15 protein-coding genes are annotated in these 17509 nt (G+C 71.5%); 8 read left to right on the top strand and 7 right to left on the bottom strand.

The genetic code is table 11. The features are described 5' to 3' along the window. Positions 1-48: 48 nt before the first annotated feature. The 5 genes from ACWD5O_RS08160 to ACWD5O_RS08140 all read left to right on the top strand — a co-directional run bounded on the left by ACWD5O_RS08160 (position 49) and on the right by ACWD5O_RS08140 (position 5474). Complete coding sequence (locus tag ACWD5O_RS08160) at positions 49-684, top strand: class I SAM-dependent methyltransferase (RefSeq protein ID WP_450084931.1); 636 nt, start codon at positions 49-51, stop codon at positions 682-684. Positions 685-975: 291 nt separating this feature from the next. Then, complete coding sequence (locus ACWD5O_RS08155) at positions 976-1452, top strand: hypothetical protein (protein WP_450084930.1); 477 nt, start codon at positions 976-978, stop codon at positions 1450-1452. Positions 1453-1486: 34 nt separating this feature from the next. Further along, a complete protein-coding gene (locus ACWD5O_RS08150; protein WP_450084929.1) occupies positions 1487-3313 on the top strand; it encodes a glycoside hydrolase family 15 protein in 1827 nt (608 codons plus the stop codon). A 73-nt stretch (positions 3314-3386) separates the two neighbouring features. After that, positions 3387-4580: an erythromycin esterase family protein gene (locus ACWD5O_RS08145; protein WP_450084928.1), complete on the top strand. Its 1194-nt coding sequence runs from the start codon at positions 3387-3389 to the stop codon at positions 4578-4580. A 138-nt stretch (positions 4581-4718) separates the two neighbouring features. After that, positions 4719-5474: a DinB family protein gene (locus tag ACWD5O_RS08140; RefSeq protein WP_450084927.1), complete on the top strand. Its 756-nt coding sequence runs from the start codon at positions 4719-4721 to the stop codon at positions 5472-5474. Positions 5475-5558: 84 nt separating this feature from the next. Here the strand turns inward: ACWD5O_RS08140 and ACWD5O_RS08135 are convergent, their stop codons facing one another. Beyond that, positions 5559-6221 carry a helix-turn-helix transcriptional regulator gene (locus tag ACWD5O_RS08135; protein ID WP_354966830.1) on the bottom strand — a complete coding sequence of 221 codons (663 nt, stop codon included), beginning with the start codon at positions 6219-6221 and terminating at the stop codon, positions 5559-5561. 72 nt (positions 6222-6293) lie between these two features. On the opposite strand from ACWD5O_RS08135, the gene ACWD5O_RS08130 reads away from it, so the two are divergent. From ACWD5O_RS08130 to ACWD5O_RS08120, 3 genes are all read left to right on the top strand, one after another. Then, on the top strand, positions 6294-6455 hold the full coding sequence (locus ACWD5O_RS08130; protein ID WP_450084926.1) for a hypothetical protein: 162 nt from the start codon (positions 6294-6296) through the stop codon (positions 6453-6455). A gap of 91 nt (positions 6456-6546) precedes the next feature. Then, on the top strand, positions 6547-7143 hold the full coding sequence (gene folE / locus ACWD5O_RS08125; RefSeq protein ID WP_450084925.1) for a GTP cyclohydrolase I FolE: 597 nt from the start codon (positions 6547-6549) through the stop codon (positions 7141-7143). Positions 7144-7171: 28 nt separating this feature from the next. Beyond that, positions 7172-8428 carry an NAD(P)/FAD-dependent oxidoreductase gene (locus ACWD5O_RS08120; RefSeq protein WP_450084924.1) on the top strand — a complete coding sequence of 419 codons (1257 nt, stop codon included), beginning with the start codon at positions 7172-7174 and terminating at the stop codon, positions 8426-8428. A 51-nt stretch (positions 8429-8479) separates the two neighbouring features. Here ACWD5O_RS08120 and ACWD5O_RS08115 read toward each other — a convergent pair whose 3' ends face one another. Genes ACWD5O_RS08115 through ACWD5O_RS08090 form a run of 6 tightly spaced genes read right to left on the bottom strand, consistent with a single transcriptional unit; the run spans position 8480 to position 17391 of the window. Further along, positions 8480-10753 (bottom strand): S8 family serine peptidase, encoded by a 2274-nt coding sequence (locus ACWD5O_RS08115; protein WP_450084923.1) that lies wholly within the window; start codon positions 10751-10753, stop codon positions 8480-8482. After that, on the bottom strand, positions 10750-12648 hold the full coding sequence (locus ACWD5O_RS08110; RefSeq protein ID WP_450084922.1) for a copper resistance CopC/CopD family protein: 1899 nt from the start codon (positions 12646-12648) through the stop codon (positions 10750-10752). The genes ACWD5O_RS08115 and ACWD5O_RS08110 overlap by 4 nt, the downstream gene beginning before the upstream one ends. Further along, positions 12632-13174, bottom strand: a complete 543-nt coding sequence (locus ACWD5O_RS08105; RefSeq protein ID WP_354966836.1) for a hypothetical protein — start codon at positions 13172-13174, stop codon at positions 12632-12634. Before ACWD5O_RS08105 ends, ACWD5O_RS08110 begins: the two co-directional genes overlap by 17 nt. 14 nt (positions 13175-13188) lie before the next feature. After that, entirely contained in the window at positions 13189-14169 is a 981-nt protein-coding gene (locus tag ACWD5O_RS08100; RefSeq protein WP_354966837.1) for a multicopper oxidase domain-containing protein, read from the bottom strand. 29 nt (positions 14170-14198) lie between these two features. Next, entirely contained in the window at positions 14199-16211 is a 2013-nt protein-coding gene (locus tag ACWD5O_RS08095) for a multicopper oxidase domain-containing protein (protein ID WP_450084921.1), read from the bottom strand. A 34-nt stretch (positions 16212-16245) separates the two neighbouring features. Beyond that, positions 16246-17391 carry a multicopper oxidase domain-containing protein gene (locus tag ACWD5O_RS08090; RefSeq protein ID WP_354966839.1) on the bottom strand — a complete coding sequence of 382 codons (1146 nt, stop codon included), beginning with the start codon at positions 17389-17391 and terminating at the stop codon, positions 16246-16248. Positions 17392-17509 lie beyond the last annotated feature (118 nt).

Raw genomic sequence — 17509 nt, 5'->3', positions numbered from 1 at the left:
CCGGCCACAGTCGTCAAGGACACGCGAAGACGGTGAAGGGGTGGCCCGATGACGCACGGATTCGACAAGGACTACTGGGAGCGGCACTGGCACCAGGCGCACCGGGACGGACCCGCGGTGATGGCCGGGAGTACGCCGCAGCCGTACCTGGCCCGCGAGACCAGCAGCCTGGTCCCGGGCACGGCGCTGGATGCCGGGTGCGGCACCGGCGCCGGCGCGATGTGGCTCGCCTCGCACGGCTGGCATGTCACCGCGGTCGACATCGCCCCCGAAGCCCTCGCCCGCGCCGCCGAGCGCGCGGCGAACAGCGAGGTGTCCGAGCGCGTGCAGTGGGTCGAAGCGGACCTGACCGTCTGGGACCCGGGCGTGCGGTTCGATCTAGTCACGACGCACTACGCGCACCCGGCGATGCCGCAACTGGCCTTCTACGACCGCCTCTCCGCATGGGTGGCCCCCGGCGGCACCCTGCTGATCGTCGGGCACCTGCACACCCCGGGAGCCACCGGGCACGGGCACCACCCTCCCGCCGAGGCATCGGTCACCCTCGCGGACATCACCGCAGGCCTGGACAGCACCGCGTGGGACATCACCACCGCCGAGGAGCACGTCCGCACGGTCACCGGCCCCGGCGGCCACGCGGGTCCGCTGCACGACGTCGTCGTGCGCGCCACACGACGCCCCTGATCAACACCGCGTCCTCGACGCGGGAACGTCGCACCCCGAATCGGTCCGTGGGCGCCGTCCCGGCGCCATCTCGGCGAGCAGGCAACATGCCGTATCCCGGTGACTTATGGTGAAAAGCCGGCGCGGCCCCTGTCGTCCGAGGTGGTGCGACGCGGGCGTCCAGATCAGGACCATAGAGCTTTCACGTTGTTCAGCCGAAGGACGGACCGATGACCGAGAGAACGTCACGGTGCCGCGTGCCGACGGCTCGGAACCACTGTCCGGCCGTTCAGGCCCGGTCGCACCGCTGAAATGGACTGGGCCGGATGGGGTTTGTTCGGGCTGGTCGCCACCGCGGTGCTCACCGCGGCGCTGACCACTGCCCAACTGGCCGGCCTCACCCGCCTCGACTTTCCGCTGGTCCTCGGGACCCTCGTCACCGAGGATCCCGACCGGGCCCGAGTCGTCGGGTTCTTCATCCACCTCTGCGCCGGTCAGGGCTTCGCCCTCGGCTACGCGGCCACGTTCGCCCTGCTGCACCGCGCCACCTGGTGGATCGGGGCGCTGCTCGGGACCATCCACGTCGGGATCGCGCTGACGGTGCTCCTACCGCTGCTTCCGGGCGTACACCCGCGCATGGCCTCCCAGCGGGCGGGCCTGACCACCACGGCCGTGCTGGAGCCGCCCGGCCTGTTCGCCGTCAACTACGGCATCCAGACTCCCGCGGTCGTGGCCGCCGTCCACGTGCTCTACGGGGTGGTCCTCGGGCTGCTCCTACAGGCCGACTGACCCGCGCCGCACGACCCGTCCGGCGGCGATCTCCATGACCGGCGCGAACGACACGAACTGTCCCCGGGACCCGGCGCCGATCAGCGACTACGGGCTGCTCGGTGACACGCGCACCGCTGCCCTCGTCGCCGGTGACGGCGGGATCGACTGGCTCTGCGTGCCTCGCTTCGACGGCGAGCCCCTGTTCGGCAGGCTGATCGGGGGCGCCGACGCGGGAACGTTCCGGGTCGGCCCGGCCGGGCCAGCCACGGTCATCGAACGGCGCTACCGGCAGTACACCGCCACCCTGGAGACGACATGGGCGGTGGGCAGCGGCCGGCTCACCCTCACCGAGGCCATGGTGACCGAGGTCAGCGGCCGCCTGCTGCCCACGACACTGATCGTGCGGCGTCTGTCGGCCGCTGACGCGGCGGTCGACGCCGTCATCGAGTTCGATCCCCGCTTCGGTGTACGGCACCGTCGGCCCCGGATCCAGCGCCGGCGCGAGGCCCTGGTGTGTGAGTGGGGGTCCCTCGCGGTCTCGCTGGGCAGCACACCCGGGCTCACCATCGAACCAGGCCGGCCTACCCGGATCAGGGTCACGCCGGGCCGTCCGGTCACACTCGTGCTGGCCGTGGCCCATCGCGAACCGCTGATCCACGTCGAGCCGGCATCGGCCTGGGACCTGCTGAGCGAGGACGAAGACCGCTGGCGGTCCTGGACAGCCGACATCGACGGGTCACTGCCTTTCCGGGAACACGTCGTACGAAGTCTGTTGACCCTGCGGCTGCTGACGTACTCGCCCTCGGGGGCCCCAGTGGCCGCACCCACAACGTCTCTGCCCGAGGATCCCGGCGGGATACGGAACTGGGACTACCGCTATGTCTGGCCCCGGGACGCCAGCATCGGCGTCAGTGCCTTCCTCAGCGTGGGCAAACCCGACGAGGCCCACGGTTTCCTCGCGTGGCTGCTGCACGCCAGCCGGCTGGAGCGGCCACGCCTGCCGGCGGTGCTCACCCTGCACGGGCGCCACGTGCCGGCGGAACGGGACCTGGCCGGCTGGCCCGGCTACCTCGGCAGCGTCCCGGTACGGATCGGCAACGGCGCCGCCGGGCAACACCAGCTCGACGGTTACGGCTGGGTGACCGACGCCGCCTGGGCGTTCGCACAGGCAGGGCAGAGGCTCTCCAGCGAGACGTGGCGGGCGGTGCGCGGCTTCGCCGACGTGGTGGCCCGTTGCTGGCAGGATCCCGACGCCGGCATCTGGGAGGTCCGCGAACCTGCCCAACACGTCCATTCCAAGCTCATGGGCTGGCTCGCACTGGACCGCGCGCTGCGCATCGCCGACACGCACGCCCTGCCAGACCGCCAACGTCGACGCTGGCAGAAGGCACGAGACGCCATCGCCGCCGAGGTCCGGGCATCCGGCTTCGACCCCACGGCGGGCAGCTACATGCGCAGATACGGCTCGGAGGACCTCGACGCGGCCCTGCTCGTCCTGCCGCTGCTGAACATGGACAGCGTCGAGTCACCCCACGTGCAGGGCACCATCGACGCCATTCGGGACCAACTCTCCGCCGGCGGCCCGCTGCTCTACCGCTATCCGCCGGGGTCTGACGGCTTTCCGGGCACCGAAGGCGCGTTCCTGCCCTGCTCGTTCTGGCTGGTTCAAGCCCTCGCCCGCACCGGGCGCCGCACCGAGGCGGTCGAGTTGTTCGAGACCATGCTCGGCTACGCCAGCCCACTGGGCCTCTATCCCGAAGAGCTGGACCCGGCAACCGGCACCCATCTTGGCAACTACCCCCAGACGCTGACCCACGCCGCGCTCGTCCAAGCCGCACTCGCCATCCGGGACGCCCCCAACAGCCAGCTACCGCTTTGAGGGTTTTGCCTCGCCGTGCTGCTGACATCTGCTGAAAAGTCTGCACCGTTGGTTCAACGATACCGTTCAAGGCATGACTGCTGGCATCACAGACGCCGTCCACGCCGTCGACGCTTCTTCCGTCATGGCGTTGTTTCCGGCCAGACCACGGCTGCTCGCCCTGGGTGAGCCGACCCACGGCGCGGGAGGTCTGCTCGACCTGCGGAACGATCTTTTCCGGCAACTCGTCGAGCAGGAGGGCTACCGGACGATCGCCATCGAGAGCGACTGCCTGATGGGCCTGATCGTGGACGACTACGTCACCTCGGGCACGGGCAACCTCGACGAGGCCATGGAGCACGGCTTCAGCCACGAATGGGGCGCCTTCGCGGGCAACCGAGAGCTGGTGCGCTGGATGCGCGCGCACAACGACGGCCGGCCCGTGGCAGAGCGGTTGCGCTTCGCCGGTTTCGACGGCCCGCTGGAGATCACCGGCGCCGCGAGCCCCCGGCAGGCCCTCACCGCACTTCACGCCTACGTCACCACCTGGGTCGACGCCGACCTTCTTCCCTGCACCGCGGAGACGCTCGATCGCCTGCTCGGCGCCGACGACCGGTGGACCAACCCCGCCGCGATGATGGACCCGTCCCAGACCGTGGGGCGGACGCCCGACGCCGAACACCTGCGGCTGCTCACCGACGAGCTCGTAGCGCTGCTCGACGCGCAGACGCCCCACCTGATCGCGGCGTCCGCACGCGAGGACTGGCACCGGGCACGCCTGTACGGGCGCACCGCCATCGGCCTGCTGCGCTACCACTTCGCGATGGCCGACACGTCACCCAGCCGCATGGCGAGGCTGCTCGGCGTACGGGATTCCATGATGGCCGCCAACCTGCTCGCCATCGCCGAGCGGGGCCCGGCGCTGGTGAACGCCCACAACGGCCACCTTCAGCGGGACAGGAGCAGCATGCGGATGGGCGACCTGCCGGTCCAATGGTGGGGCGCTGGCGCGATCGTCGACGCCCACCTGGGCCAGGGGTACGCCTTCCTCGCCACAGCACTCGGCACGATCCGCCACCATGGCGTGGACTCCCCGCCCCCGGACACCATCGAGGGACTGCTGTACACGCTGCCGGAGGACCGTCACGTCGTCGACGCCGGCCGACTGGCCTCCGCCCTCGCCACGGTGACGCCCGCTGCCCGGGTGTCCCCCTGGTTCGGCTACTCCCCGCTCGACCCGGCCCACGTGGCCAGCACCGACGGGATCGTCTTCGTCAAGGACGCCTGACGGAGCAGGGCTCGTCGGCGGCGTCCAACGTCGACTACTGGTACGCGCGCCGCCCCGACGACCGCGGCCCGGAGGGCGACGGGTTGTCGGACAGGCGCGCTTGCATCGCCGCGATCGCCAAGAGGGTAGGAGGACGCCATGGCCCGGGACGACGCCGCGACGTTTGTCGACAGGGACCTGCGGGGTTCGAGGTTCACCAGGTCGACGCTGGCCGGCGCCGTGATGCGCGGCGTCGACGTGCGGGGGCTCGACATCGATGCGCCGTGGCTGGCCGACGGTGCGCTCCTGGTCAACGGTGTCGACGTCGCGCCGCTCGTCCAGGCGGAACTCAACCGGCGGTTCCCCGGGCGCGAGCTGAGGCAGGCCACGGACCCGACCAGCCTCCGCGCGGCGCGGGCGGCGACCGAACGGGCCTGGGCGGCCGCAGTCGACCGGGTGATGTCCATGCCCGAGGGTGCCGCCGACGTCTCGATCGGCGGCGAGTGGTCGTTCGCGCAGACGTTGCGCCATCTCGCGTTCGCCACCGACGCGTGGCTGGGCAAGGCGATCCTGCGCCTGCCGCAGCCCTTCCACCCGCTCGGCCAGCCGCACGTCGAGTACGAGACCGACGGCTTCGACATGTCGGTGTTCTCGACGGAGCAGCCGACGTTCGCAGAGCTCCTTGAGGTGCGTGCCGAGCGGCAGGCCAGCGTTCGGGACTTCCTCGCGACCATCACTCCGGAGCTGCTCGCCGAACCACGGCCCACCGCATGGTCACCCGACCACCAGGAGCCGGTCCTGCACTGCCTTCAGGTGATCATCGACGAGGAGTGGGAACACCTCCGCTTCGCGCTGCGTGACCTCGACGCGCAGGACCACGCCCCCGGGTCCACGCGCACACGCGTCCTCGCATGACCTTGCACTGCGCCGGCGCAGCCGAGCCGGCGCAGCCGAGCCGGTGCGGGCGACCTCCGACAGTTTCAGGCCTGGGGCGTGTTCTCAGAGGTGCTCCGGCGGGCCGTCCAACCGGACGCAGCAGGCCCCGGGACGCGGCGCGAGCCGGGGCAGCAGGTCGGTGCGTCCCGCGCCGTCGATCATGCCGGTGAGGAACGCGTGGTTGAGGCCGCACACCAGGGCGGTCTGCCGGGTGGCGAGGGCGTGGAACGGGCAGTTGCGCAGCAGCACATGGTCGCTGAGCGTCTCGGGTTCGAAGCCGAGTCCGGCGAGCACGGGGATGAGATCCTCGCCGGAGTCGCGTACCCGTGCTCCGATGTCCCGGCCGCGTCGCCGTGCGTGCCGTCGCGCCGCCTCGGGGGCGTCGTGCGGGTCGTCGGCGACCGCGTCGGCGAGGATCTCGGCGATGAGCTCGTAGCGGCGTTCGGGAACGGTGATCGCCACGCCGTCGCCGGCCGCCTCGTAGACCTTCGGCGTCCGGCCGCGGCCCCGGGGCTGATCGGTCGGCCCCTGGTAGTGGGCCCGCAGCAGACCGGACTCGACGAGCTTGTCGAGGTGGAACGCGGTGAGGTTGCGGGACATGCCGTGCGCCTCGGCCGCCTCCTCCCGGGTGACGGGGTGGTCGGCCCGGCACACGTAGTCGTACAGCGCCCGTCGGGACCGGTCGACGAGCGAGGCCATCGCGCTCCAGCGCTCGCCCGTGCTCACAGCGCCGAGATTATCACCAGCGAAGGCTATTGAAATTCCTGCCGCGCAGGGGCAGCATGATCGATAACACCAATGAGCGTTGGTGAAAATATCCAGCTTCGCCTTCGACCTTCCGCAAGGCTGACCGTCACCGGTCACCTCGGCGGCGAACTGGTCCACCGGTACGGCGTGCACGTCGCCGACGAGACCATCCGGGCGCAGGGCCACAACAGCACAGACAAGGAGAACTCCTGATGGGCATTGCCGCACTCGGCACCTGGATCACGCACGGCTCCCCGACTGGTCCTGACCGCGCCCGCGGCCCCCGGCGTGGGAGGTCGCTGAGGTGAGTGTCACCGCCCTTCGGGTGCAGCACGAGCGTCCCCGCCGCGACCCGGCCGCCGCCGAACGGGCGGCGGCGGAGTTCCTGACCGCGCTCGGCGTCGACCTGTCCGCCAACGGGCTCGCCGACACCCCGGGCCGGATGGCCCGCGCCTACGCCGAGCTGCTCACCCCGCGCGAGTTCCAGCTGACCACCTTCGACAACGACGAAGGCTACGACGAACTGGTGCTGGCCCGGGCCATCCCGATCCGGTCGGTCTGCGAACACCACCTGCTGCCGTTCGTCGGCGTCGCGCACGTCGGCTACCTGCCCGGCGAACGCATCCTGGGACTGTCCAAACTGGCCCGGGTGGTCGAACTGTTCGCCCACGGCCCGCAGGTCCAGGAACGCCTGACCAAACAGATCGCCGACTGGCTGACCACCCAACTGCGCCCGCGCGGCGTCGGCGTGGTCATCGAAGCCGAACACCTGTGCATGACGTTGCGCGGCGTCCGGGCCGTGGGCAGCAGCACCATCACCTCCACCCTGCTCGGCACCCTGCGCGACGACCACCGCTCGCGCGCCGAGTTCTTCACCCTGGCCGGGGTCGGCCCCCGCTGATCGACGCACCTCGAAAGGAGCTGGACCGATGTCGAAGACCGGCACGTTCGTGATCGTGGGAGCCGGGCTCGCCGCCGCGCGGGCCGCGCAGACGCTGCGGGAGGAGGGCTTCGAGGGCGGGCTCGTCGTGATCGGCGACGAGTCGGAGCGACCGTACGAGCGGCCGCCACTGTCCAAGGGTCTGCTGACCGGAGGCGCCGAACCCGATAGCGTGTACGTGCACGACGCCGGGTGGTACGCGGAGCACGACGTCGACCTGCGCACCGCCGTGCGTGCCGTCGCCGTCGATCGCTCCGACGGGGAGGTCCAGCTCGCCGACGGCCAGCGGATCCGCTACGACAAACTGCTGCTGGCGACCGGCTCCAGACCCCGCGACCTCGCGGCATCCGGCGTCCACCTGGACGGGGTGCTGCGGCTGCGCACCCTCGCCGACAGCCGTCGAATCGCCGCGGCGCTGGTGGACGGCGCGCACGTCGTGATCATCGGAGCGGGGTGGATCGGCCTGGAGGTCGCCGCCGCCGCCCGGCAGCGCGGCGCCACCGTCGACATCGTCGAAACGGCCACGCTGCCGTTGCGCCGGGTGCTGGGCGACGAGATCGCCCAGGTGTTCGCCAACCTGCACCGGGACCACGGCGTCACCTTCCACTTCGGCGCCGAGGTCCGCGAGATCCGCGGCACCGGTCGAGTCTCCTCGGTCCTGCTGGCCGACGGAACCGAGGTGCCCGCCGACTCCGTGGTGGTCGCCGTGGGCGTACAGCCGAACACCGAGCTGGCAACCGCGGCCGGCCTCACCGTCGAGAACGGAATCGTCGTCGACGCGTCCCTGCGCACCGCCGACCCGGAGATCTACGCCGCCGGTGACGTCGCCAACGCCTACCATCCCGTGCTGCGCCGGCGCCTGCGCGTCGAGCACTGGGCCAACGCACTCCACGGCGGCGCCGCGGCGGCCCGCGCCATGCTGGGGCAGCCCGTCAGCTACGACGACCTGCCCTACTTCTACACCGACCAGTACGACCTGGGAATGGAGTACGTCGGACACGCCCCGCCCGAGGCGTTCGACCGGGTCGTCGTCCGGGGCGACGTCGCCAAGCGCGAGTTCATCGCCTTCTGGACCGCCGGCGGGCGGGTGCTCGCCGGCATGAACGTCAACGTGTGGGACGTCGTCCCGTCGATCCGGCGGCTCGTCGCGACAGCCCAGCCGGTCGACCTCGACCGACTGGCCGACCCCGCCGTGCCGCTCGACGAGCTGCAGCCGCCCTCGGCACCCGGGACGCAGCTCGGATAGGCGGCGTTGAGAACGTGCACGACGCTCCGGGTTGGCGTGGTCGGCCTCCTGCTAGCGGACAATCAGCGTCGCGGTGGCCTGGTGGACCAGCGAGCCGCTGGTGCCGGTGATGACCATCGCGAACGTGCCGCGCGGGGTCCGGCTGGCGGTGTTCACCCGCAGGGTGGAGGCGCCGGCGGCGCCGACGGGGTTCGGCGTGAAGCTGGCCGACGAGCCGGTTGGCAGCCCGGTTACCGACAATGCCACGGTGCCAGCGAATCCGCCGATCGCCGAGGTCGACACGGCGTAGGTGGCGGTCTGGCCCCGCTGCACCGTCGCCGCCGACGGCGAGACAGTAAGCGAGAAGTCCGGTGCCGGGGTGACCACCAGCGTGATCCCGGTGGAGTGGCTCTTCGAGCTGCTCGTACCCGTCACCGTCAAGGCGTACGTCCCTGGCGGCGCCGACCCCGACGTCGCGATGCGCAGGCTCGCGCTGCCCGGTCTGACGACGACCGACGGCGAGAAGGATCCCGTGCCGACCGAGGCCGGCAGGCCGCTCAGGCTCAGCCCGACTGTGCCGGTGAACCCGTTCAGGCCGGTGACGCCGATCGTGTAACCGGTGCTGCCGCCCGCGACGACGCCGGCGGAGGTCGGCGCGGCGACGAGGCCGAAGTCGGGCGGCGGGCTCACCACCAGCAGCATCACCGCCGTCCGGCTCAGTCCGCCGCTGGTGGCGGTGAGGGTCAGTGGGTAGGTCCCGGCCGCGATCGTGGACGCCGTGGTGACGGCCACCTGGGCGGAGCCCGTTCCACCCGCGATGACGGCCGGGGTGATCGTCCAGGTGGCCGGTGTGCCGGAGAGGCCGCCGAGCGCGAGCGCCACGTCCCCGGCGAAGCCGTGCACGCCCGAGACGGCGACGGTGTACGTGACCGTGCCGCCCGGGACGGTCGTCGCTTCGGGAGGCGACGCCGCCACGTTGAAGTCGGGCGCCGTGGCGAGCCACTGGTAGGCGGCGAGCGCGTCCACCCTGCCGTGCCCGTACGTGTTGTCCGGTCCGGGCTCCCCCAGATCCACCGCGGCGCTCTCCAGCGCGCTCTGCTGGCGGTCCGCGCCGAGGTCGGGGAACGCGCCGAGCAGCAGGGCGAGCACCCCGGCGACGTGCGGCGCGGCCAGCGACGTGCCGGACACGTCACGATAGCCGCCGTACAGGTCGGTGGTCCGAACGCCGACGCCGGGCGCGCTGAGCCGCGGCGCGATCGCCTGGGCACACGCGGACGGGCCGCGACTGCTCGATGGGTCGATGACCCCGCCGTCGTCGACGGCGCCCACCGAGAGGGCCTCCGGGTTGTTGGCCGGGCTGAGCACGGTGGAGGGATCGGGCCCGTAGTTGCCGGCGGAGAAGACCGGCAGGATGCCGGCCGCCCGCAGGTTGCGCAGGTCCGGCTGGAAGTCGAGATTGCACCCGCCGATGCTGCCGCTCCAGGAGTTGTTGACCACGTCGGGTGCGTCCGGCGTGGCCGGATTGCCGTCGGGGTCGAGCAGCCACTGGAAGCCCAGATGGATCCGCGAGGTGGTGGTGCTGCCGTGGTCGTTGAAGATCTTGACGGCGATCCACTTCGCGCCCGGCGCGACGCCGATCGACGTGCCCCCCGCGGAACCTCCGACCAGCACGCCCATCGTCGCCGTCCCGTGCCCGTTGACGTCGGTCGGCGTCGCCGGGTGTTCGCCGTTCGGGTCGTACCAGCTGTTGCTGCCGCCGCGCCAGCTCGCGGTGAGTTCCGCATGGCTGCCGTCCACTCCGGTGTCCATCGTCGCCACCACCGTTCCCTGGCCGGTGAGGCCGAGGCTCCACAGCGCCGGGGCGTTGACCGCGGCGATGTTCGGCTCCACGGGGGCGGCTGTGGTCGACGGGCCGGCCGTCGACGGCGGGGCCTGGACCGTACGGTCGGGGCGGATCTCGCGCACGTCGGGCCGTGCCGCGAGTTCGGCGATCACCGACGGCTGGGCGACTATCGCGACCGCGTTGACCACCCACAGGGGCAGCACGTCGGCCACCAGGCCCTGCCCGCGTCGCCGGGCGAGCAGGCCGAGCATGCCGGTCTGATCGGCGCCCGCCCGAGCGCGCAGGGCACGTACGAGCGCGACCGTGCGCCGGTGGCGGCTCGGCGCCACGACCGTGTTCGGGTCGACCTGGGACCTGAGCACGACGATGGCCCGCACCATGCCGGCACGTTCCGCGGAGGCCGTCGGGCCGGCATCGGCGGACGCCGTCCCGGCTCTGGGGCTCGCCGTCCCGGAGGCCATCAAGGCCACGGCGAGAGCGGCGGCGACAACGGTTCGCCTCATCGGGCATCCTCCCGGATCCTCTGCGCAACTTCGCCGGTGGGCATGGCTGCCGGCCGGCGGCGCCGCACGGCCGTCAGGCGCCAGCCGGCGAGCACCGCCAGTAGGCCGAGCACGGCGGCCGCGGCAGCGTTGGCGATCGGAGCGAGCCGGTCGCGGGACGGCGGCCGCGCGGCCGCCGGTGCGGATACCGACCATTGGAGGGGCACCGTCAGGCGCGCTCCGCCGCGGTGGATCACCGCTGTGACCTGTACGAGGCCGGGTCCGGACAGGTTGCCGATGCCGAAGTACCGGCCCGGCTCGATATCGCGCAGGGGCACGGCGGTTGATCCGCGGTCGAACTCGACGGTGACGTCCTCGATTTCCGCCGGTGGTGGGCGGCGCGAGCTCGCGGCGAGAACCGTGAACCCGTTGGTGCCGGGCTGATTGGGGGTGACCGTCACCGAGACCACGACGTCGCCGACGGATCCGTTCCGCGTGACGGCGGTGGGGGCGCCGGCGTCGAGGGCCGTGGAATGCCTCGGCGGAGGCGTCTCGACCAGCGCTCCCGCCAGGAGCAGGAGCACGACACCCGCCGTGGCCTCGGCCGCGAGGAGCCGTCGCGACGGCGGTGCGGCGAGCCGGGCCGCTGTCCGCCCGTGCAGTCGGAGGGCGCTGGCCAGGCCGAGGCCGCCCGCCACCGACAGCAGCACGCCCTTGGCGATCAGCAGCCGGCTGTACGTCGTGTCGACCAGCGCGCGCACCGACTCGACCTCGCGCCCGGCGCTGTAGAGTCCGGTCGCCACGACCAGCGCCACGCAGACGGCGGCCAGCACCGTGAAGCGGTGACCGACGGCCTTCAGCAGGTCGCCCCGGCCGGCGGCCGGTCCACCGCGGCGGGCGAGCACCACCGCCAGCGTGACAACGCCGCCCAGCCACAGGCAGGCGGTCAGGGCGTGCACGGCGATCGCGGCGACTGCCACGGTTCGCGTGGCCCCGACCGATGCGGCGTGGCCGCCGAGTGCCTCGACCGTCACGGCGACCGACCCGAGCAACCCGACGGCCACCCACGGTGCCGGGCCGCGAAGGTGCGGCCCTCGGGCCGGGGATCGCAGGGCGGCGGCGACGGCGGCAAGGGCGAGCAGCATCGCCTCACGGGCCAGCCAGAGGTTGCCCCAGCGGGTGCCGGACAGCAGGGTGGCGGCCGTCGAGAAGCCGAGCGGACCCGACCGGTACGTCTGGGCGACCAGGTCGGCACCGCCGACGACCGCCGCCAGCCCGCCCGCGCCGGCCGCGAGCGTGAGCGCCCGCCGACGCGCCTCGTCGACGGCAACGCGGATCGGCTCAGCCGCCGCTGCGCCGACGGGGCGGAGCACGACCGCGGCGACTGCCAGTCCGCCGATCAGCCCGGCGAGCAGGCACAGGCCGAGCCACCGGCGGACGATGTCCGGTGGCGGCGTGCCGTCCCGGAATTCGGCGGCCTGCAGCGCCGGCGCACCGGGCGACGGGCTCCCGACCGTGAAGATCACGACCCCGTCCGTGGTGTGCCCGTCGTCCTCTGCGAGCACGCGCCAGGCGATGCCGTACGTCCCTGGTGCGAGCGTTGGCAGCTCGAGCACGAGCTGGCGAGGGCCCCGGCGGTCGGTCGCGATACGAGTACCCTCGACGGCCCGCCCGGTGCTGTCGAGCAGCGACGCGGCGCTGAACTCGGGCGAGATGTCCTCGCTGAAGCGCAGCAGCGCGACACGGGGCACCGCGGTGACGGTCGTGCCGTTGGCGGGCTGCGACTCGACCAGCACCGCGTGGGCGGCCGCGGGCCGCGCCGGCAGGAGGACGAGCAGGAGCGCACCGGCTGTGCCGAGCAGCCGCAACCAGATGCGGGCATCCGGCCGGCGGGCCGGGTCAGCGGACCGCGACATGCTCCACCTGCGCATTGCCCAGCAGCACGCTGACCCTGCCGCCGCGATGGATCCAGTTTCCGGGGTTCTCGAACACCAGGTAGTAGGTCACGCCGGTCCGGTACGCGCCGGTGTGGGAATGGTTCATCAGCAGCTCGTGGGCCACGAGACCGGTCCGCTCGTCCACCACGGCCGGTGGGGTGCCCGCGTCGTGCAGGGTGTTGGCCAGTTCCGGGTCGACGATCGTGAAGCGCAGGTCGACCAGTCCTCCCCCACCGGTGACCGCCACCCGGGTGATCCGAACGCCGCTGCGCTGGCCGAGACTGTCGGCGTCCACGACCGGCCGCGCCCAGGCCGCCGGGACGGGGTTGTCGGCGGTCTTCGCGTCGTCCGTCGAGGCGCGCCAGGCCGACAGGGCGAACGCGGTCAGCGCGATCGCCAGGACGAAGCCGGTGAGCCCCCCGGCGAGGCGCGCGTGCCGCCCGCCCCAGCGCCACCGGCCCCTTCCCGCAACCGGGGTGCCGCCCCGATCGAGTGGATCGCTCATGGCCGTACCTCACCTCAATGGTGGATGAAAGTCAGCATCCCGCCGCCGGTCGCCGGGGTCGGGCCGGTGCCGGTCTGCACGCCGTTGGTGAGGTGCTGCTGGCGGTTGTACAGCGGGAATCCGTGTGGGCTCGGTCCGGACCCGGCCGGCATCGTGGCGATCGCGTCCTCGGTCGCGCCAGCCGGGATCGTCTCGGCGTTCGCGTCGAAGGGGACGTTCAGCGGCCGGGCGTCGCGGGCGAGCACCCGCTCGTGCATGCCGAGCAGCAGCATCGTCGTGTTGTCGTAGCCGGCGTTCAGATAGCGCAGCAGCACGCGTTGTCCGGCTGCCGCCGTGATGCCCGGTGCCGTGTCCGGGTAGGCCCTGCCGTTGATGAGCCAGTACGTCGCCCGGTAGGCGTGCATGTCGAAGGTCGCGGGTGCGGCGTTGAAGGCGGGGTCGATGGCGCTCAGGACGAGCAAAGCCTCCACGTCGTACGCGGTCGTCGTGGAGTTGTAGGCCTGGTTGGGCGTCGCCGGCCGGACAATGAGCGCACCGGAGAGCCCCATCGCCGCCTGGCGTCCGGCATCGCCGCCGCTGCCGTACAGGTAGGTGCCGGGCGCGTTGGCCGTGAAGGTACGGGTGACCGTCGCGCCGACGGCGGCGTCGGCCGGTCCCGCGTTGAAGGCGATGCCCGGGATCTCGAACGAGAGCGGGTGGCCGGCGGGGAGGTTGTTGGTGACCGCGAGCGTAACGGTGTCCCCGACGTTGACGGTCAGGGGCGGCCCCGGCAGGACCGGCGTGACGCCGGCACAGTTCCCCGGCGTTGCCGTCGTGCCGAAGCCCCAGATCGGGACGTTCACTCCACCGGCCAGGGTGACGCTACCGGCCTTCGCGCACACGTTGATGGACACCGGTGCGGCCGAGACGCTCGGGCTGCCAACCCCGAGCCCGGCGGCGATCAGGACCAGGACGAGCAGACTCCTGGTCGTCGTCTTCCACGCATGTGCGCGCATCGCCGATCTCTCCTTAACCTCGCGGCCGGTCATGGCGCGTCGTAGGTGAGGGCCATGAGGTTGCCCCATGTCGAGAAGGGGGTCGGGTTGGGGGCCGTGTACCGCTGCGTGTGGACGAGCACGCGGACCTGGCCGCCGTTCGCTCCGGTGCCGACGTAGGCGCTGGCGGGTCCGGGCAGCGTCCACGTCGAGGTGAGGTCGCTGGATCCGACGGTCCGCGGCTGCGTCGGCGGTGGCGGAAGGGTCACCCACCCGGCAGAGGTCGCGGACGAGCAGCCCGCCGCACCCGCGATCGTCCAATTGCAGATCTTGACCGTCTGCTGCGGCTGGTTCGAGCTGATCGTCACGCATGTGGTGGCGGTCGTGCTGCCGCAATTCTTGCCCTTATAGGTCACCTTGAGGTTCTGGGCTCCGGCCGGAATGCCGGTGAACGCCGCGTACCAGTCGGTTGCCAGCGGGGTGATCGTGGCGCCGCTCAGGTGGCTCGCCGCCACCGTGCCGAGTTGGCCCCGTGCCACCGTCCAGGTCGTGGTGCCCTGTCCGCCCGTGACCAGCAGAACCTCGTTGTCGATCCGAACGTGGTAGGTGCCCGAGGCGGGGAAGCCGGCGGCCGAGGAGACGGTGATGCTCGCCTGCGTGGCGGTCGTGGCCGTCGGCCGGGTCGTCGTCCTCGGGTTCACCATGTAGTACCTGCTGTCGTCCGCGGCGAGGTCGGAGACGCTGCCACCCTTGAGCGCACCGCCGACGATGGCGCCCGACGTCGGGTAACCCGTGCACCCGCCGGACGGATCGACCCGCAGCAGGGTGGCCATACCGCCGAAGCCTTCGTCGAAGTTGGTGAATTCATTGAGCGCGTGGCTGTGCCACGGGAAGTACCACTCGCCGCAGATGTTCTGCGACACCACCCCCGTCGGCAGGGTGCCCTTGTAGCCCAGGTATGGGCTGCCGCCGTACCAGGTGTTGCCGTCCTTGAACGTGACGTCGCGGTAGTTGGGCGGCGGCACCGGCAACGGGTGGGTGTTGGGATCCCACTGGTCCTGGTCGTCCCAACGCAGGAGGAAGTCCTCGGTCTGCCCGGAGCCGATGGTCTCGCCGAAGTGCTCGGTGGACGCCGAGCCCCCGCCGGGCGCGCGCAGCGGCCGGCCGTCCTGCGCGATCAGGGTGGTGTGGTTGCCGTGCGGGTGGAAGGGATGGTTCAGGGCACCCACGTTGATCATCCTGACCAGAGCGGGCGGAGTGCCGGGCGACGTCGGGCGGATCCGCACCAGTGCCCCGTACGGCTGGTTGGGCAGCAGCCCGGAGCCGTTGTCCTGGATGGTGTCCGGGAAGTCCCGTCCGTTGATGGCGAAGTAGCGATCGCGCCGGGCGTTGACGTCGTACGTCGCGCCGGTCTCCACCGCATGGTGCAGCTCTGGATCGATCTCGCTGAGCAGCAGGAGGTACTCGCGCGAGGGGTCGAACGCCGTCGTGGCGTCGTAGGCGTAGGCGGGGCCGAGGCTCGGCCGCACGACCAGAGCGCCGTAGAGGCCCATCTCGATCTGCTTGGCGATGCCCGAGCCGCTCTCGTACAGGTACGTGCCCGGACTGCCTGCCACGAAGCGGTAGCTGACGGTCCCGTTCGTCGCCGCCGCCTCGGTGGTCAACAGACTCGTGGCGCCGCCGGTGGCGGTCACCGCCGCGTCCTGGCCCGGGAACACGATGGAGGCGGGCTCTGGCAGGTTGTTGGTGAGGTTGACGACGACGGTCTCCCCCTGGGTCACGCACAGCACCGGCCCCGGGCTCTGGAACTGCCCGCTGTCGGGGGCGTCCGCGTTGGCGTAGCTCCACATGAAGACGCTGTTGCCGTCAGGTGTCTCGATGTAGCCGGTCTTCGCCACCAGGTTGAAGGTGTGGGTGCCGCCCGCGACGGTGCCGGGGGTGCAAACCATCCCGACCTTGGGCGCTTCGGTGGGAAGCGCGTCGGCGGGTCCCGGTACAAGCAGCGCCGAGCCGGCGGCGAGCGTGACGACGGTGACCAGCCGTTGGGCTCTCTGCCTCATCATGGCTTTTCCTTCCGCGACGCGCGGCCACGCCCACTCAGACATAGGTCTGGCCCACAACGGTTTGGGCCGGAAGGGGACGGGTCGGCGAGTAGACCCGGACCTCGGTGATCATTCCCCCGGGTCCCGGGGCCGCTGAGCCGAAGTTCGAGAGCTTCCGCCAGTCCCGGTTCTTGAGGTAATAGACGTTGTAGCTTCCCCAACTGTCCGACCCGGAGGGGCGTGCGGTGTCGTACGGGGGCGCGTCGAACAGGACGTCTCGTGCCTCTCCCGGTCCGACGTAGAGGGTGTTCGTCCAGTACGACGTGTCGACGGCGCCGTTGCGCAGCAGCGCCGCGTCCTGCCCGATGACATGCATCGGAATGCCCGGCAGTTGCATGCTGTGCTGCTGGTAACCGAGATTGGCCAGCCGCAGGAGGGCCCGATCACTGGGGTTGACCTGGACGAGCGCGGAGTTCGGCTGGCTGTAGTCCAGGGCGCCGCCGTAGTTCGGGTTCGGCGTGGCGATGCGCATGGCGGTCGGCAGGCTCGGGCTGTCGTTGGGCAGCACGGTCTGCGGGTAGACCCGGCCGTTGATGGTGAACCACTGCGGGTCGTAGTCGGTCGGAATGGACTCCTGGATGTCCCGGTCACCGTCGTGAAAATCTGTCCACAGCTCGTTGAGCAGGAGCGCGAAGTGGCGGTGGTAGCCGGTCGACCCGTCGCCGTCGTTGTACGCGAACCTGGTGAACCCGCCGATCGAGGTGCCGTCCTGCAGGGGCCGGACGAAGACGATCCCCGTCATTCCCATCTCTACGTGCTCGACGTCCTCGAAGTGGCAGTGGTACATGTACGTGCCCTCACGGTGCGGGCGGTAGAAGTAGGTCAGCTGTTTGCCGATGGGCACCGCCACCGACACCTCGGGCACACCGTCGTTCAACGGCGACGGCAGGTCGAAGCCGTGCCAGTGGATGGTGTGGGAGTCCGTCAGGTCGGGGCGCTGCAACAGACCCAGGTTCGTCAGGGTGATCCTGATGTCGTCGTTCTGCAGGAACTCGAGGGTCGGTGCGGTGTGCTTGGTGTGCCCCTTGTAGGTGGAGATGAGCTCCGCCACCGACAGAGAGGGGTCGACGGGAACGAAGCCGAAGATGTAGAGGGGGTTGCCCTCCCGGCCGGGGACGCTGAGGTACCCGTCCGTGGCCACCAGGGACAGCTCGGTCGTTGCCGCCTCCGCGCGGCGGGCGCCGAGGGGACCGTACGCCGCGGTCGTGCCGACGATTCCGCCGGCAGCGACTCCTGCCGCGCCCCAGCCGACCGCTCTG

The sequence above is a fragment of the Micromonospora sp. NPDC005161 genome, assembly GCF_053599855.1.
The sequence above is the reverse complement of the archived record's forward strand: the minus strand, read 5'-3'. Positions and strand labels throughout refer to the sequence as shown.

What these genes read in the sequence shown, in the direction of transcription:
- ACWD5O_RS08150 (WP_450084929.1), top strand. Translation starts at nt 1,487, where the DNA reads ATGACCGGCGCGAACGACACGAACTGTCCCCGGGACCCGGCGCCGATC.
- ACWD5O_RS08120 (WP_450084924.1), top strand. Translation starts at nt 7,172, where the DNA reads ATGTCGAAGACCGGCACGTTCGTGATCGTGGGAGCCGGGCTCGCCGCC.
- ACWD5O_RS08130 (WP_450084926.1), top strand. Translation starts at nt 6,294, where the DNA reads ATGAGCGTTGGTGAAAATATCCAGCTTCGCCTTCGACCTTCCGCAAGG.
- ACWD5O_RS08155 (WP_450084930.1), top strand. Translation starts at nt 976, where the DNA reads ATGGACTGGGCCGGATGGGGTTTGTTCGGGCTGGTCGCCACCGCGGTG.
- ACWD5O_RS08095 (WP_450084921.1), bottom strand. Translation starts at nt 16,211, where the DNA reads ATGATGAGGCAGAGAGCCCAACGGCTGGTCACCGTCGTCACGCTCGCC.
- ACWD5O_RS08105 (WP_354966836.1), bottom strand. Translation starts at nt 13,174, where the DNA reads ATGAGCGATCCACTCGATCGGGGCGGCACCCCGGTTGCGGGAAGGGGC.
- ACWD5O_RS08160 (WP_450084931.1), top strand. Translation starts at nt 49, where the DNA reads ATGACGCACGGATTCGACAAGGACTACTGGGAGCGGCACTGGCACCAG.
- ACWD5O_RS08115 (WP_450084923.1), bottom strand. Translation starts at nt 10,753, where the DNA reads ATGAGGCGAACCGTTGTCGCCGCCGCTCTCGCCGTGGCCTTGATGGCC.
- ACWD5O_RS08110 (WP_450084922.1), bottom strand. Translation starts at nt 12,648, where the DNA reads ATGTCGCGGTCCGCTGACCCGGCCCGCCGGCCGGATGCCCGCATCTGG.
- ACWD5O_RS08140 (WP_450084927.1), top strand. Translation starts at nt 4,719, where the DNA reads ATGGCCCGGGACGACGCCGCGACGTTTGTCGACAGGGACCTGCGGGGT.
- ACWD5O_RS08145 (WP_450084928.1), top strand. Translation starts at nt 3,387, where the DNA reads ATGACTGCTGGCATCACAGACGCCGTCCACGCCGTCGACGCTTCTTCC.
- ACWD5O_RS08100 (WP_354966837.1), bottom strand. Translation starts at nt 14,169, where the DNA reads ATGCGCGCACATGCGTGGAAGACGACGACCAGGAGTCTGCTCGTCCTG.